16 protein-coding genes are annotated in these 13,425 nt (G+C 75.9%); 13 read left to right on the plus strand and 3 right to left on the minus strand.

The annotated features are described in order from the left end of the window. Positions 1-10: 10 nt before the first annotated feature. From ACFQBR_RS21230 to ACFQBR_RS21250, 5 genes are read left to right on the plus strand one after another with little or no spacing between them, the layout of a single operon-like run. Positions 11-535, plus strand: coding sequence for an Asp23/Gls24 family envelope stress response protein (locus ACFQBR_RS21230; RefSeq protein ID WP_344180220.1), 525 nt, complete (start codon positions 11-13; stop codon positions 533-535). A 59-nt stretch (positions 536-594) separates the two neighbouring features. Next, positions 595-780, plus strand: coding sequence for a hypothetical protein (locus ACFQBR_RS21235; protein WP_330159983.1), 186 nt, complete (start codon positions 595-597; stop codon positions 778-780). Continuing rightward, positions 777-1,196, plus strand: a complete 420-nt coding sequence (locus ACFQBR_RS21240; RefSeq protein WP_344180222.1) for an Asp23/Gls24 family envelope stress response protein — start codon at positions 777-779, stop codon at positions 1,194-1,196. The genes ACFQBR_RS21235 and ACFQBR_RS21240 overlap by 4 nt, the downstream gene beginning before the upstream one ends. A 23-nt stretch (positions 1,197-1,219) precedes the next feature. After that, the gene (locus ACFQBR_RS21245) at positions 1,220-1,840 is read left to right on the plus strand and encodes a DUF6286 domain-containing protein (protein WP_344180224.1); all 621 of its coding nucleotides are present in this window, start codon (positions 1,220-1,222) and stop codon (positions 1,838-1,840) included. A gap of 2 nt (positions 1,841-1,842) precedes the next feature. Then, entirely contained in the window at positions 1,843-2,526 is a 684-nt protein-coding gene (locus ACFQBR_RS21250; protein ID WP_344180282.1) for a hypothetical protein, read from the plus strand. A gap of 114 nt (positions 2,527-2,640) precedes the next feature. On the opposite strand, the gene ACFQBR_RS21255 is transcribed toward ACFQBR_RS21250, so the two are convergent. Then, on the minus strand, positions 2,641-3,297 hold the full coding sequence (locus tag ACFQBR_RS21255; RefSeq protein WP_267947273.1) for a flavin reductase family protein: 657 nt from the start codon (positions 3,295-3,297) through the stop codon (positions 2,641-2,643). Positions 3,298-3,618: 321 nt separating this feature from the next. Here ACFQBR_RS21255 and ACFQBR_RS21260 point away from each other — a divergent pair, with 321 nt between their 5' ends. The 4 genes from ACFQBR_RS21260 to ACFQBR_RS21275 all read left to right on the plus strand — a co-directional run bounded on the left by ACFQBR_RS21260 (position 3,619) and on the right by ACFQBR_RS21275 (position 7,344). Further along, positions 3,619-4,419, plus strand: a complete 801-nt coding sequence (locus tag ACFQBR_RS21260; RefSeq protein ID WP_344180226.1) for an ABC transporter permease — start codon at positions 3,619-3,621, stop codon at positions 4,417-4,419. Continuing rightward, entirely contained in the window at positions 4,412-5,248 is an 837-nt protein-coding gene (locus ACFQBR_RS21265) for an ABC transporter permease (RefSeq protein WP_344180228.1), read from the plus strand. The genes ACFQBR_RS21260 and ACFQBR_RS21265 overlap by 8 nt, the downstream gene beginning before the upstream one ends. A gap of 2 nt (positions 5,249-5,250) precedes the next feature. After that, positions 5,251-6,240, plus strand: coding sequence for an ABC transporter ATP-binding protein (locus tag ACFQBR_RS21270; protein ID WP_344180230.1), 990 nt, complete (start codon positions 5,251-5,253; stop codon positions 6,238-6,240). Between the two features lie 222 nt (positions 6,241-6,462). Further along, positions 6,463-7,344, plus strand: a complete 882-nt coding sequence (locus ACFQBR_RS21275; protein ID WP_378554210.1) for a DMT family transporter — start codon at positions 6,463-6,465, stop codon at positions 7,342-7,344. 115 nt (positions 7,345-7,459) lie between these two features. Here ACFQBR_RS21275 and ACFQBR_RS21280 read toward each other — a convergent pair whose 3' ends face one another. Both ACFQBR_RS21280 and ACFQBR_RS21285 read right to left on the minus strand, forming a co-directional pair. After that, positions 7,460-8,719 carry a sensor histidine kinase gene (locus tag ACFQBR_RS21280; RefSeq protein WP_344180232.1) on the minus strand — a complete coding sequence of 420 codons (1,260 nt, stop codon included), beginning with the start codon at positions 8,717-8,719 and terminating at the stop codon, positions 7,460-7,462. Between the two features lies 1 nt (position 8,720). After that, the gene (locus ACFQBR_RS21285) at positions 8,721-9,377 is read right to left on the minus strand and encodes a response regulator transcription factor (protein ID WP_344180234.1); all 657 of its coding nucleotides are present in this window, start codon (positions 9,375-9,377) and stop codon (positions 8,721-8,723) included. A 205-nt stretch (positions 9,378-9,582) separates the two neighbouring features. Here ACFQBR_RS21285 and ACFQBR_RS21290 point away from each other — a divergent pair, with 205 nt between their 5' ends. The 4 genes from ACFQBR_RS21290 to ACFQBR_RS21305 are packed head-to-tail and all read left to right on the plus strand — an operon-like array spanning position 9,583 to position 13,341. Further along, positions 9,583-10,083, plus strand: a complete 501-nt coding sequence (locus ACFQBR_RS21290) for a hypothetical protein (RefSeq protein WP_344180236.1) — start codon at positions 9,583-9,585, stop codon at positions 10,081-10,083. Further along, positions 10,080-11,216, plus strand: coding sequence for a peptidoglycan-binding protein (locus ACFQBR_RS21295; RefSeq protein ID WP_344180238.1), 1,137 nt, complete (start codon positions 10,080-10,082; stop codon positions 11,214-11,216). The genes ACFQBR_RS21290 and ACFQBR_RS21295 overlap by 4 nt, the downstream gene beginning before the upstream one ends. Further along, positions 11,213-12,112, plus strand: coding sequence for an ABC transporter ATP-binding protein (locus ACFQBR_RS21300; protein ID WP_378554214.1), 900 nt, complete (start codon positions 11,213-11,215; stop codon positions 12,110-12,112). Before ACFQBR_RS21295 ends, ACFQBR_RS21300 begins: the two co-directional genes overlap by 4 nt. A 59-nt stretch (positions 12,113-12,171) precedes the next feature. Then, the gene (locus ACFQBR_RS21305; protein WP_378554216.1) at positions 12,172-13,341 is read left to right on the plus strand and encodes an ABC transporter permease; all 1,170 of its coding nucleotides are present in this window, start codon (positions 12,172-12,174) and stop codon (positions 13,339-13,341) included. The last annotated feature ends 84 nt before the right edge of the window (positions 13,342-13,425 follow it).

The following is a 13,425-nucleotide window of genomic DNA, read 5'->3' on the forward strand; positions in this document are numbered from 1 at the left end:
AGAACGGCCCATGACCGCGAAGAGCGCTCAGAACGACGGGAACCGCGGTGACGAGGCGGTGGCCGGCGGCGGTCTCGCCCCCGCCCCGCTGCGGGACGCCTCGGCCCCCGCCCGCACCGACCGCGACCGGGAGGCGGGCTCCGGCAACGGACGCACGTCGATCGCCGACCACGTGGTCGCCAAGATCTCCGGCATGGCCGCCCGCGAGGTCCGGGGCGTGCACCAGATGGGCGGCGGGGCCGCCCGCGCCTTCGACGCCGTCCGTGAGCGCATCCCCGGTTCGACCTCCACGAACACCGCCGCGCGCGGCGTGGCCGTCGAGGTGGGCGAGCGCCAGGCGGCCGTCGACATCAACCTGGTCGTCGAGTACGGGGTCTCCATCCCCGACCTCGCGGGCGCGGTACGGCGCAACGTCATCACCGCCGTGGAGCGCATGACGGGCCTGGAGGTCACCGAGGTCAACGTGGCCGTCGACGACATCCACCTCCCCGACGAGGGCGAGGAGCAGCCCGCCGCAGAGCCGAGGGTCCGATGAGAACCGGCCGGTCCCCGGACCGGGGGCCGGCCGCAGGGACGAGAGGAGGAGCGGGACCCATGTGGCCGATCGTCGGACTCGCCTTCGGAGCGGTCCTCGGTCTCGCCGCCGCCTTCGGCGGCTTCGGGGCCTTCCTCCTCGTCCTCGTACTCGGGACGGCCGGCTTCCTGGCCGGACGGGCGTACGCGGGCGAGGTGGACCTCGCCGAACTGTTCACCCGGCGCGAACGAGGTGACCGCCGGTGATCCCCGCCGGGGCGCCGGGCCGGCGGGCGCAGGCGGCGCGCTCCCCCCTCCGCGGGGGAGCGCCCGCGGGGCCCTCCACGGCCCCGCCGGAGGAGCGGGGTGCCACGACCGTCGCCGACCGGGTGGTGGAGCGCGTGGCGCTCACGGCCGCGGCCGAGCACCCCCGTGTCCGCCCCCTCGCCGAACGGCTCGGGGGGCTGGCGGGGCGCGGACCGGCACGGGCCGGGGTACGGCGCGGGGGTTCCCGCGTCGCGCTGCGCCTGGAGATCGCCGTCGCCTACCCGTCACCCCTCGCGCGGACGGCGGAGGAGGTCCGGGCGCACGTCACCGCGACGGTGGAGGCGCTCACCGGCCTCACCGTCCACAGCGCCGACATCGAGATCGTCGAACTCGTGCCCGCCCCGCGGGTGCGCTGATCCCTGACACGAAGGACGCGGACATGACTTCCCTCCAGGAGGCGTCACAGAAGCAGAGGACACCCGCGGGCCCCTCCCCCGCCGGGGTCCGGACCGCGCGGCGTACCGCCGTGCGGGTCTTCCGGCCGCAGCGGTCGCTGCCCGCCGCCGTCGCGGCGGTCTCGGTGGCCGTCGTCGGCGGGCTGGCGGTCGCGGTGACCACCGCGGGTGCGGACGGGGCGCCGTCGCCGCTCACGGGGATCGACGGAAGCCTCTCCCGCGTGTCGTCCACGCCCTGGGAGGCGCCCGAGGCCATGGTGCTCTCGGCCGTGGCCGCCGCCGTCGGCCTGACGCTGGTGCTGACCGCGCTCCTGCCGGGGACCGGCGGCCACCTGGCCCTGCGGACCGACGACCGGGACACGGTGGCGGGCCTGACCCGCAGGGGCCTGCGCGACATCCTCGCCGTCGAGGCCCGCGGGGTCGACGGCGTCGGCTCGGTCCGGGTCCGGGGCGGGAGCCGCACCGTGCGGATCGAGGTCCGGACGCACATACGCGAGGCGGGCTGGCTCGGCGAGCGGGTGGAGGCGGTGGTGCGCCGGAGGGTGGAGGACCTCCGACCGCTCCGTGCCCCGCGGGTCGTCGTCCGGCTCAGGGAGGAGGCGTGACCATGGAGGAGAACGGCGCCCTGCGGGAGGTCCCGCCGGGAGGGGTCGCGGAGCAGGACGGACCCTCCCCCGGGCCGACCGCGTCCACGATCCGGGGGTTCCCGCACAAGGGGGCCCGGAGGACCGCGCGCGGCAACAGGCTCGGTCTGGTGCTCACGGGGCTGCCCCTGGTGCTGTGCGGGGCAGCGGGCCTCGCCGCCGGAGGGGGCCTCCTCGGCGGCGCCACCGCCGCCGCGCCGGTCGGGGGCGGACCGCTGGAAACGGCCCTGGCCTGGCCGTGGACACCGTACGTCGTCGCCGCCGTCGCCCTGGTCGTGACGGTGTCGGCGGTGCGGTGGCTGCTCGTACAGGGGCGCTCGAACCGTGCCGGACGGCTGCGGGTGGGTGAGGACACGGCGTCGGGGCGGACCGGCGTCCCCGCGTCCGCCGCCGGGGACGCCGTGGTCGCCGAGGCCTGCGCGGACCCCCGGGTGCGGCGCGGCCGGGCGCACTTCACCGAGTCCTCCCGCGAGCCCCGCCTGTGGCTGGACCTGGTGCTGACCGAGGACGCGGACCCCGCCGACGTGTGGCGCACCTGCCGGGACGGGCCCGTCGCCTCCCTGAGGGAGTCCCTCGAACTCGAACGCCTGCCGACGGTGGTCCGCATGTCGGTGTCGGGCCGTTCCGGAGGGCGCGGACTCGCCTGACCCGGAGCCCCCTCCCGGGGGAGAGGGGGCGGGTCGGGCTGAGCGGCGGGGGCGGCGCGGCCGCCGGTGACCGGGGAGGCACCGGCGCCCCGCCCCCGTCCGTGACACCCCGTGTCAGGGGGCCGGGGTCTCGGAGCGGTGCGAGTGGCCGTGCTGCCGCCCGAGCCCGAAGTAGTGGCGGAAGTTGTAGATCAGCGGGTTCCAGCGGGACGGGTCGACGTGGTCGGTGCCCGGCACCACCACGCGGGTGTCCGCGTGCACGCGCAGCACGTCGGCCTGGACCACCACGAGGTCCCCCGAGGCGTCGGCGTCGGCCCGTACCACCCGGGCCTCCAGCTGGAGCGGGCACTCCGCCACGCGGGGCGGGGCGACCAGCTCGGACTCCTGCGGGGTCAGGCCGGCGGCGGCGAACTTGTCCGCCTCGAAGCGGCAGCCGGGCGGCTTGCCCGGGGGCACGGGGTCGCGCCCGGTCAGCGGGGCCAGGCGCTCGACGCGCGACCAGTCCTCGGCCGCCGGGAAGCAGGCCGCGAACCCGGGGCGCTCCGCCAGGTTGCGCGCGGTCTGTCCCGTGGCGCCGAGCCCCAGCACCAGCAGGTGTCCCAGGGCCCAGACCGAGGAGATCGGCGCGAGGTTGGGCGTGCCGTCGTCGTTGGCGGTGGAGATCAGGACCACCGGCGTGCCGAAGTAGAGGATGCGCGGCCGGATGGTCCGGTGTTCGAGGGGCGGCGGCGCGGCGGCCCGCGCCGGTCCCGTGTGCTGTTCGGTGTTCACATCGGGAGAATCTAGGCGCCCGACGTTTCGCCGGCCGCCGCAACGTCGCCGGCCCGGACCGGCCTCCACCGGGGACGACCCACCGATCCCCGTCGCCCCGGCCGGAGGGGCGTCCTCCCCCGGCGCCCGCTCGGCCGGTTCCGGTCCGCGGATCCCCCTCTGCGCCGGCCCGGGCTGTGCTAGCGTCGGTCCCTCGCGGCGACCCGGACCTGAGCCCCACGGCGTCAGGGACGTGCCGGACACCGCGTCTCCGCCGGGGCTCCGCCCCGGTGTCGGGACCGGTCACCACCTGCACGTCTCGACCTCCGGGAGCCCGCGCCCATGCGCGTCTACCTCGCGGTGTACGCCCTCGGCCTGCACCGCTACTCCACCTACCGCGTCGCCACGATCGCCGGGATCCTCACCAACGCCGTCTTCGGCGCGATCAACGCGGCCGTCATGCTCGCCCTCTTCTCGGTGCGGCCCGAGATCAACGGCTACGACGCGGGCGACGCCGTCACCCAGGTGTTCGTCGGCCAGGCCCTCATCGGCATGGTCGCCATCATGGGGCCGCCCCTGGAACTCGGCGAACGCGTCCGCAGCGGGGCGGTCGCCACCGACATGCTCCGCCCCGTCTCGATGATGGGCTGGTGGCTGGCCGACGACATGGGTCGGGCCACGTTCAACCTCGTCTTCCGCGGAGTGCCCACGTTCGCGGTCGGCCTCGTCCTGTTCGACCTGGTCGTCCCCTCCGAACCGGGCCGCTGGGCGATCGCCCTGGTCTCCTTCGTCCTGGCCGCGCTCGTGTCGTTCGCGCTGCGCTACCTGTACGAGCTGGCCGGGTTCTGGCTGATGGACTCCACCGGGATCTGGGCGGTGGCCGGGCTGCTCGGCCCGGTGGCGGCCGGGATGCTGATCCCGCTCCCCCTCTTCCCCCCGGCGGTCGCCGACGTGCTGCGCGTGCTCCCGTGGGCCTCCATCGCCCAGATCCCCGCCGAGGTCTTCCTGGGCAAGGAGTCCCTGCCCGGCGGGAGCCCCCTCGGCGGCCTGGCCCTCCAGGCCGCGTGGGCGGCCGCCCTCCTCGCCCTCGGCGCCCGGGTCACCTCCCACGCCACGCGGAAGGTGGTGGTCCAGGGTGGCTGACCTCCTCGCCCGCACCCGCGAGTCCGTGCTCTGGCCGGTCCGGGCCTACGTGCTGCTCGCATGGACCTGGTGCCGCGCCCTGGCGCAGTACCCGGCGTCCCTGGCCATGATGACCCTGTCGACCGCCCTGGGCGCCTTCGCCGAGATGGGGGCCGTCTTCGTCGTGTTCGGCCATGCCGGGGAGGTCTCCGGGTTCGGGATGGCCGAGGGCCTGCTCATCGCCGGGATGGCCACGACCGCGTTCGCCTGCGCCGACATGGTGATGGGCATGGTGGAGGTCCTGGGACGGCACATCAGGACCGGTTCCCTCGACGTCATGCTGGTGCGCCCGGTCCCGCCGCTGGTCCAGATGGCGACGGACCGCTTCGCGCCCCGCCGCCTGGGCCGGATCGTCCCCGGTTCGGCGGTCACCGTGGTGGCCCTGGCCGCGTGCGACATCGACTGGAGCGTCGGCAAGGTGCTGATGCTGCCGGTGCTGCTGGTGTCGGCGACCGCGATCTGCTGCGCGGTCTGGATCATCGGGGCCTGCCTCCAGTTCTTCGTCGCCGACGCGCGGGAGGCCGCCAACTCGATCACCTACGGCGGGCAGGCCCTCACCGAGTACCCGATGGCGATCTACCCGAAGAACGTCGTGCGCGCCGCGACCTTCGTCCTGCCGCTGGCCTTCGTCACCTGGCAGCCCGCCCTCTACCTCCTCGACCGGCCGGACCCGACCGGACTGCCGGAATCCCTGCGCTTCGCCACCCCCTTCGTCGCCGTCGCCCTGTGCGCGGTCGCCGCCGCCTGCTGGAGGTTCGGCCTCCGCCACTACCGATCCACCGGGAGCTGATGATGACCACGTCCGAACCGAACACCGGCGGTGACGGCCCCGTCATCGAGGCCGTCGGCCTGGGCCGCGACTTCGTCCTCTCCGAGGGCCCGTTCCTGCGGCGGAGGCGCCGCACCGTCAGCGCGGTCGCCGACGTGACCTTCACCGTCCGGCCGGGCGAGATCGTCGGCTACCTCGGGCCGAACGGGGCGGGGAAGAGCAGCACGATGAAGATGCTGACCGGCATCCTCACACCCAGCGCCGGGTACCTGCGCGTGAACGGGCTGGAGCCCTCCCGCGAGCGCACCCGCCTGGCCTCGCGGATCGGCGTGGTGTTCGGCCAGCGCACCACCCTGTGGTGGGACCTGCCGCTGAAGGACAGCCTGGAGCTGGTCCGGCACATGTACCGGGTCCCGGCCGCCGACCACGCCCGCCGCCTGGCCGAGCTCACCGAACTCCTGGAGCTGGGCCCGTTCCTGGCCACTCCGGTGCGGCAGCTGAGCCTGGGCCAGCGGATGCGCGGCGACCTCACCGCCGCGCTGCTGCACGGCCCCGACCTGCTGGTCCTGGACGAGCCGACCATCGGACTGGACGTGGTCAGCAAGTCGACCATCCGCGAGTTCCTCCTCCGGCTCAACGCGGAGGAGGGCACGACGATCCTGCTGACCACCCACGACCTCGGCGACGTCGAGCGGCTGTGCAGGCGGGTCGTCGTCATCGACAAGGGGCGCCTCGCGTACGACGGCGACCTGGAGGGCCTGCGCGCGAGCGTGCCCACGCCGCGCGTCCTGGTCGTCGACCTCGCCGCTCCCGCCCCGCCCATCGAGGTGGAGGGCGGCGCGTGCGTGCGCGTGGACGGCCCCCGGCAGTGGCTGGAGCTGTCCGGCAACCCGGCCGCGGTGATCTCCCGGGTCGCCGGGCGCCACGAGGTCGTCGACCTGACGCTGCGCGAACCGGACATCGAGGGCGTGGTCTCCGCCCTGTACCGGGGCGCCGTCGCCGAGCGCGGGTAGGGCGCGCACGTGGCCGCTTGTGGCCTCGGCCACGGTGCTCCGGGACCCGGTTCCGGTGCCGTCCTCCGGGCCCGGCGGCCCCGGGACCTCCCCGGAAGCGGCTTCGGGCGGCGGCGCCCGCCCGGACGGGCCCCGGTTCCGGCCGGCCCCCCGGGGAGGTTCCCGCCGTCCGTCCGCTCCCCCGCGGCGCGACCGCCCCCGGAGGGCGCGATCATGGCAGTCATGGTGTTCGGGACGGGCTTGGGAATCATGTTCGCGGTGCTGTCGTGCTCGGCCTACACGGCCGCCGCGGTGGCCCAGCGGAGGCTCGCCGTACGGGTGACGGAGCCGCTCACCGGCGGCCGGCAGCTGAAGGCGCTGCTGCGGCACCCGCTGTGGTGGGTGTCGCTGCTGTTCAACGGGGGCCGCGCGGGATTCCAGGTGGCGGCGGTGAGCCACGCCCCGCTGAGCGTGGTGCAACCGCTCGGCGTGCTGGTCCTGGTGTTCGGCATCCCGTGGTCGGCCCGGCTGGGCGGGCGGCGGGTCACCCGTGAGGAGTGGCGCGGGGCGGCGTTCACCGTGGTGGCGCTGGCCGCCCTGCTCTCGGTGACGGTGACGGGCGGGCAGGGCGGGGTCCTCGACGACACCGGTTCCGCGGTGGTCGGCCTGGGCACCACGGTCCTGCTGCTGGCCACCGCGTGGCTGGCCGGGCGCGTCCGGTCCACCGCCTGGCGCAGCTACCTCCTGGCGGGCGCCGCGGGCGTGGCCTTCGGGGTCTCCTCGGCCACGGTCAAGACCGCCGTCGCCGTCATCGGGGAGGTCGGCGCCGCGGGTCTGCTGCACTCCTCCGCGCTGGCCACACCGGTGATCGCCGTGCTGGGGCTGTTCCTGGCGCAGGCCGCCTACCAGGGCATGGACCTGGGAGCCCCCCTGGGGATCACCACCTTCACCAACCCGCTCGCCGCGACCGTGGTGGGAGTGGGCTTCATGGGCGAGACGTACGGGGGCGGCTGGGTCGGCGGCGTGGTCGCCGCGGCGGGAGCCGTGCTGGGGGCGTACGGGATCAGGCTGCTCACCGTCCCCCAGAGCAGCGCGCCCGAGCGGGAGCCCGAACCGGCCTCCTGAGCCGCGCCCCGGCGGGGAGCGCCCCGGCGGGGAGCGCCCCGGCGGATCCGGGCGTGCCCCTCGGGCGGGCGCGTTCCGCCCCGGGCCGACCGGGGCTCCGCCGGACCGGGCACGCCTACCCGCCGGGGAAGCCGACCGTGGCCACGAGCCCCCCGCCAGGACGCGGCCGTGCCGTCGCCGTCGCCCCGTGCGCCGAGGCGATCGACCGGACGACGGACAACCCGAGACCGCTGCCCGAGCGCTCCGCGTGCAGCCTCGCCGCGTCCCCCCGGTGGAACGGCTCGAACAGGACGTCGGCGCTTCCCACCTCCGGGCCGGTGTTCGTCACCTTCAGCACCGTGCGCCCGGCCGCCGTGCGCACCCGTACCCGCACCCACCCGCCCGGGGCGTTGTACCGGACGGCGTTGTCCACCAGGTTGCGGACCAGGTGTGCCAGCAGGACCGGGTCGCCCGCGACCTCGGCGGGCTCGGTGTCCACGTGCAGTTCGACCCCGGCCGCCCCGGCCGCCTCCTCCTGGAGGCCGGCCGCCTCGCGCGCCGTCTCCGCCAGATCCACCGTCTCGGTGCGGGTCAGGCCCCGGTCGGACCGGGCCAGCAGGAGCAGTCCCGTGATCAGGTCCTCGCTGCGGCCGACCGAGTCGAGCACGCGGGTGAACGCGGGGCGCAGGTCGTCGGGCACGCGGTCCTGGGCCAGGGGGACTTCAAGGGCGGCCCGCTGGACGGCCAGGGGCGTGCGGAGCTCGTGCGAAGCGTTGGCGACGAACCGCCTCTGGCTCTCGAACGCCCCCTCCAGGCGGGCGAGCATGCCGTCGAAGGTGTCGCCGAGCTCCCGGAACTCGTCGTCCGGCCCGGTGAGCGCCAGCCTGCTGTGCAGGTCGCGCTCGGAGAGGGTCCGCGCGGTCTCGGTGACCCGGTGCAGGCGCCGCATCGGGCGGCCCGCGATCAGCCACCCGGCCAGGGCGGCGAGCGCGGTGACGCCCGCCAGGACCAGCACGGAGTTCAGCACCATGTCCGAGAGCACGGCGGACCGGTAGTCGGCCACCACGTCCAGGAGCACCGTCTCGGCCACGGGCATCGCCTCCGAGGGCCGCGCCGCGCCCGCGGGTTCGGCCGGTTCGACGGGGGTGAACGGTCCGGCCTCCTCGCCGGCCGGGGGGGCCGTGTCGGCCGCGGCCCCCTCGATCGTCGCCGTGAGGTCGAGGCTCCGGTGCTCCAGACTGGTGGCGACGAGGCCGTAGTTCACCACCAGCAGCACGGCGCCGCCGAGGAGAAAGACCCCCGTGTACACGAGGGCGAGCCTGGTGCGCAGCGTGAGGCCGGAGGGCAGCACGAGGCGGGACAGCACCTGCCTCCGGGCCCTCTTCCCCGTCGCCACGTCAGATCCGGTAGCCGTGGCCGGGGACGGTCACGATGACCGCCGGGGCGCCGAGCTTGCGGCGCAGTCCGTGCACCACCACCTTGAGCACCCCGCTGAACGGGTCCAGGTGGGCGTCCCACACCTTCTCGATGAGGTGCGTCGCGGTCACCGGAGCCCCGTCGGCGCGCAGCAGCTCCTCCAGGACGCCCAGCTCCTTGGGCGAGAGCGCCAGCTCCCGGCCGTCGCGGAACGCGGTCCGCCGGTTGGTGTCCACCACGAGGCCGGCCCGGCTCAGCCTGGGGCGGGCCGCAGGACGGGCCCGGCGCCCCAGCGCCCGGACGCGGGCCCGCAGCTCCACGTACGCGAAGGGCTTGGCGAGGTAGTCGTCCGCGCCGAGTTCGAGCCCCTCGACCCGGTCGTCCAGCCCGCCGGCGGCCGTGAGCATGAGCACGCGCGCCTCGACCCCGGCGTCCTCCGCCAGCAGTCGGCAGACCTGGTCGCCGTGGAGCACGGGCAGGTCGCGGTCGAGCACGATCACGTCGTAGCCGTGCACGGTGGCCATCTCCAGCCCCGTGTCCCCGTCGTGGCAGACATCCACGGCCATGCCCTCCCCGCGCAGGCCCTCCGCGACGGTCGCCGCCAGCGCCGGCTCGTCCTCCACCACCAGAACCCGCATGTGCCCCTCCCCCTCCGGTCGACCTGTCGACAAAGCGCGGAACAGCAGTATCACCCCGCGGGTTAGGCCGGGGTTACGCCCGGCCCGGGGCCCCGGGCCGGGCCCGCCCCCTAACCACCGGCTAACCGCCGCCGCTGTGGCATGTGTCCCGACCACGACGCCGTGCCGGGCACTCCCGGCACCGCAGAGAAGGAGCGAACGACACATGCGCGCACTGGCCCTCCCCGCCCTGGGGGCGGTACTGACCGCCCTGCTCAGCACCGGATGCGGTCTCCTCGGTGGCGGCGGGTCCGACACGGCCGACGCCGAGGCGGGCGGTGAGCCGAGCACGGAGGAGGCGATGCTCGACTTCGCCGCCTGCATGCGCGACAACGGCGTGGACGTCCCGGACCCCCAGGGCGGCAACATGCCCGCGATGCCCGCCTTCGGCCCCGATGACAACGAGATGACGGCCGCGTTGGAGGAGTGCGAGGAACTCCTTCCCGTGGACGAGAACGCGCCGACCGAACAGGAGGCGTTCGAGGACTCCCTGGAGCTGGCGGAGTGCCTGCGGGAGCAGGGCCTGGACGTCCCCGACCCCGAGCCGGGCGAGGGCCTGACCCTTCCGGAGGTGCGCGACGACGAGAACATGGAGGCCGTGGCGGCATGCACCGGGGGAAGCATCCAGCTGGACGGGTCCGGCGCGGAGTCCGGGGACGGTTCGTGAGCGCCGACACCGTGCTCGTCCCCGAGGACGGGCGAGAGGACGTACCGCCGCCCCCGCGCCGGTGGCGGCGCCCGGGCCGGCCGGCCGCAGCGCTGGTGGCCCTCCTGGCCCTGTGCGTCGCCGCGGCCCTGGCCGTGTGGGGCGTGCCGCCCTCCCCCACGGGGGAGGAGCTTCCCCGGCCGGACGCCACGGCCACGGCCACGGTGGAGCGCACGACCCTGCACCGTGAGGAGGAGCTGGACGGCACACTCGGCTACGCGGGGGGCGGCTCGTTCTTCGCCCGCTCCGGGGGCGTGCTCACCTGGCTCCCCGGGGTGGGGGCCGAGCTGGCCGCGGGCGACCGGGCCTGGGAGGTGGACGGGGTTCCGACGCTGCTGCTGCACGGGGACAAGCCCGCGTACCGGCTTCTGGAGTCGGGGAGCCGGGGCGAGGACGTGCGCCAGTTCGAGCAGGCCCTCGCCGAGCTGGGGTACGGCGGATTCACCGTGGACGGCGAGTACACCTGGCTCACGGTGGAGGCGGTCGAGCGCTGGCAGCGCGACGAGGGGGTGGAGGTGACCGGCACCGTGGACCCGGCCCGGATCTGGTACGTGTCCGGTCCGGTGCGCGTGACCGGCCACGACGCGGTGGTCGGCGGGAGCGTCGCGCCCGCCACGGCGCTGCTCGGCACCAGCTCGACGCAGGAGGTCGTCCGGATCGACCTGGACGTGGACGACCGCGACCTGGTGGCCGAGGAGGACGGTGTCACCGTGCGTCTGCCCGGCGGGGAGTCCGCGGAGGGCGAGATCGTCTCGGTGGGGACCGTCGCGGAGACCGGCTCCGACGAGGAGGCGCCGGGCGAGGAGGCCGAGCCCACGGTGGAGGTCCTGATCGAGCTGGCCAGGGACGGAGTGGACTTCCTGGACCAGGCCCCCGTCGAGGTGGAGGTGCGCGGCGAGTCCCGCGAGGACGTCCTCGCCGCCCCGGTGGGCGCGCTCATGGCGCTCGCCGGCGGAGGGTACGGGCTGTCCGTGGTGGGCGACGACGGCGCCGTGCGCGATGTTCCGGTGGAGGCCGGGTGGTTCGTGGACGGGCTCGTGGAGGTCACCGGGGACGGGATCGGCGAGGGCACCGAGGTCGTGGTGCCCGGATGAGCGGCACGGCACGCGCCGGCACCCGCCGTGGCCTCGGACCGTTCGCACGGGTCGCCGCCGCCGGGGATGCGCGCGGGGACCTGGACGCGCGGGTGCGCGGGAACGCCGAACCGTCCGTCGCGGGGGCCGACGACGCCCCGGCCGTCGAGTTCAGCGGCGTCAGCCGCCACTACCCCGGCGGGGTGCGCGCCCTGGACGGGGTGGACCTGCGCGTGGAGCTCGGGGAGATGGCGGCGATCGTCGGGCCGTCCGGATCGGGCAAGTCGACCATGCTCAACCTGGTCGGCACCCTGGACGCCCCCACCGAGGGGGCGGTGCGCGTGTTCGGGCACGACGTCGGCTCCCTGGGGGACGACCAGCTGTCCGCCCTGCGCGCCCGCTCGATCGGGTTCGTGTTCCAGCAGTTCCACCTGGCCCCCAACGTGCGCGCGCTGGACAACGTGGCGGAGGGCCTCCTCTACTCGGGGGTCCCGCTGCGCGTGCGCAGGGCCCGTGCGGCCGAGGCCCTGGAGCGGGTCGGCCTGGCCGATCGGGCGGGCCACCGGCCCCACGAGCTGTCCGGCGGGCAGAAGCAGCGGGTGGCGATCGCGCGCGCCGTCGTCGGCGCCCCCGATCTCCTGCTCGCCGACGAGCCGACGGGGGCCCTGGACACGGTGTCGGGGGCGGCCGTGCTGGAGGTCCTGGACGAACTGCACCGGAGCGGTGTCACGGTGGTCGTGATCACGCACGACCGGGAGCTGGCCGACGGACTGCCGCGGCGGGTGGAGATGCGGGACGGCCGGATCGTGTCCGACTCCGGCCCGCCCGCGGCGGGGACGGCGGGGGGCGGGGGTCCGGCCCCTGTGCCGGTCGCGGTCGTGAGGCCCGCCGCCGGCACAGGGGAGGTGGCGCGGTGAGCCGGCCGACGACGCGGTGGCGGCGCCGACGCGCGCATCCCCGACCCGCTCCGCTCTCCGTGGCGGACCGCCTCAGGGCCGGGGGGAGCGGCCTGCGCGCCCGCCCCGCCCGCGTGGTGCTGTCCGCGCTGGGCATCGCGATCGGGATCGCCGCGATGGTCGCGATGGTGGGGATCTCCGCCTCCGGGCAGGCCGAGCTGGAGGCCCGGATCGCCCGCCTGGGCACCAACCTGGTCACGGTCTCCCCCGGGGACTCCCTGTTCGGCGGGGCCGCGCGCCTCCCCGGGGAGGCGCGCGGCCGGATCGACCGCATGCCCGAGGTGGAGCACACGTCGCAGGTGGAGTTCGTCGACGGGGCCAACGTGTACCGCAGCGACCTCGTCCCCAGCGCCGAGTCCGGCGGGATCGGCGTGTACGGCGCCGACCTGGGCCTGCTGGAGACCGTCCGCGCCGGCGTCGCCTCCGGCACGTGGCTGAACCCCGCCACCGCGGACCACCCGGTGGTCGTGCTGGGCGCCTCCGCGGCCGCACGGCTCGGCGTCACCCGGATCACCCCGGACACTCTGGTGCTCATCGGTGACACGTACTTCTCGGTGGCCGGGGTGCTGGGGCCCGTGGACCTGGCCCCGGAACTCGACAACGCCGCCCTGGTCGGCCAAGGGGCGGCGGAGGACCTGCTGGGAGCCTCGGGCGATCCCTCTACCGTCTACGTGCGCATGGACCCGGACGAGGTGGCGCAGGCCCGGGAGCTGGTCGGGCGCAACGCCAACCCGGAGCGCCCGAACGAGGTGGAGGTGTCGCGCCCCTCGGAGGCGCTGGCGGCGGAGGAGGCCGCCGACCAGACCTTCAACGGGCTGCTGCTGGGCCTGGGCGGCGTCTCCCTGCTGGTGGGAGGGGTGGGGGTGGCCAACACCATGGTCATCTCGGTGCTGGAGCGCCGGGGGGAGATCGGCCTGCGCCGGGCCCTCGGGGCGACGCGCGGCGCGATCCGGTCGCAGTTCCTGGTGGAGGCGATGGTGCTGTCCGCGCTCGGCGGGCTGGCGGGAGCGGGCCTGGGCGCCCTCGCGACCCTGGGCTACGCGCTGCTGCGGGGGTGGCCGGTCGCGGTGCCCTGGTGGGCCGTGGCGGGCGCGGTCGCGGCGACGGTGGCCATCGGCGCGGTGGCGGGACTGGTGCCCGCGCTCCGCGCCGCCGCGCAGCATCCGACCGCGGCCCTCGGCGCCGGCTGACGGGAGGCGCACGCGCGGACCGGCCGTGCGGGGCGGGCGGAGCCGCCCACCGCCTGTCCCGTCCCGGCCCGTCCCCGGGCTCCG

Origin of the sequence: Nocardiopsis tropica, from assembly GCF_042660575.1 — a bacterium.
Classification (GTDB): domain Bacteria; phylum Actinomycetota; class Actinomycetes; order Streptosporangiales; family Streptosporangiaceae; genus Nocardiopsis; species Nocardiopsis tropica.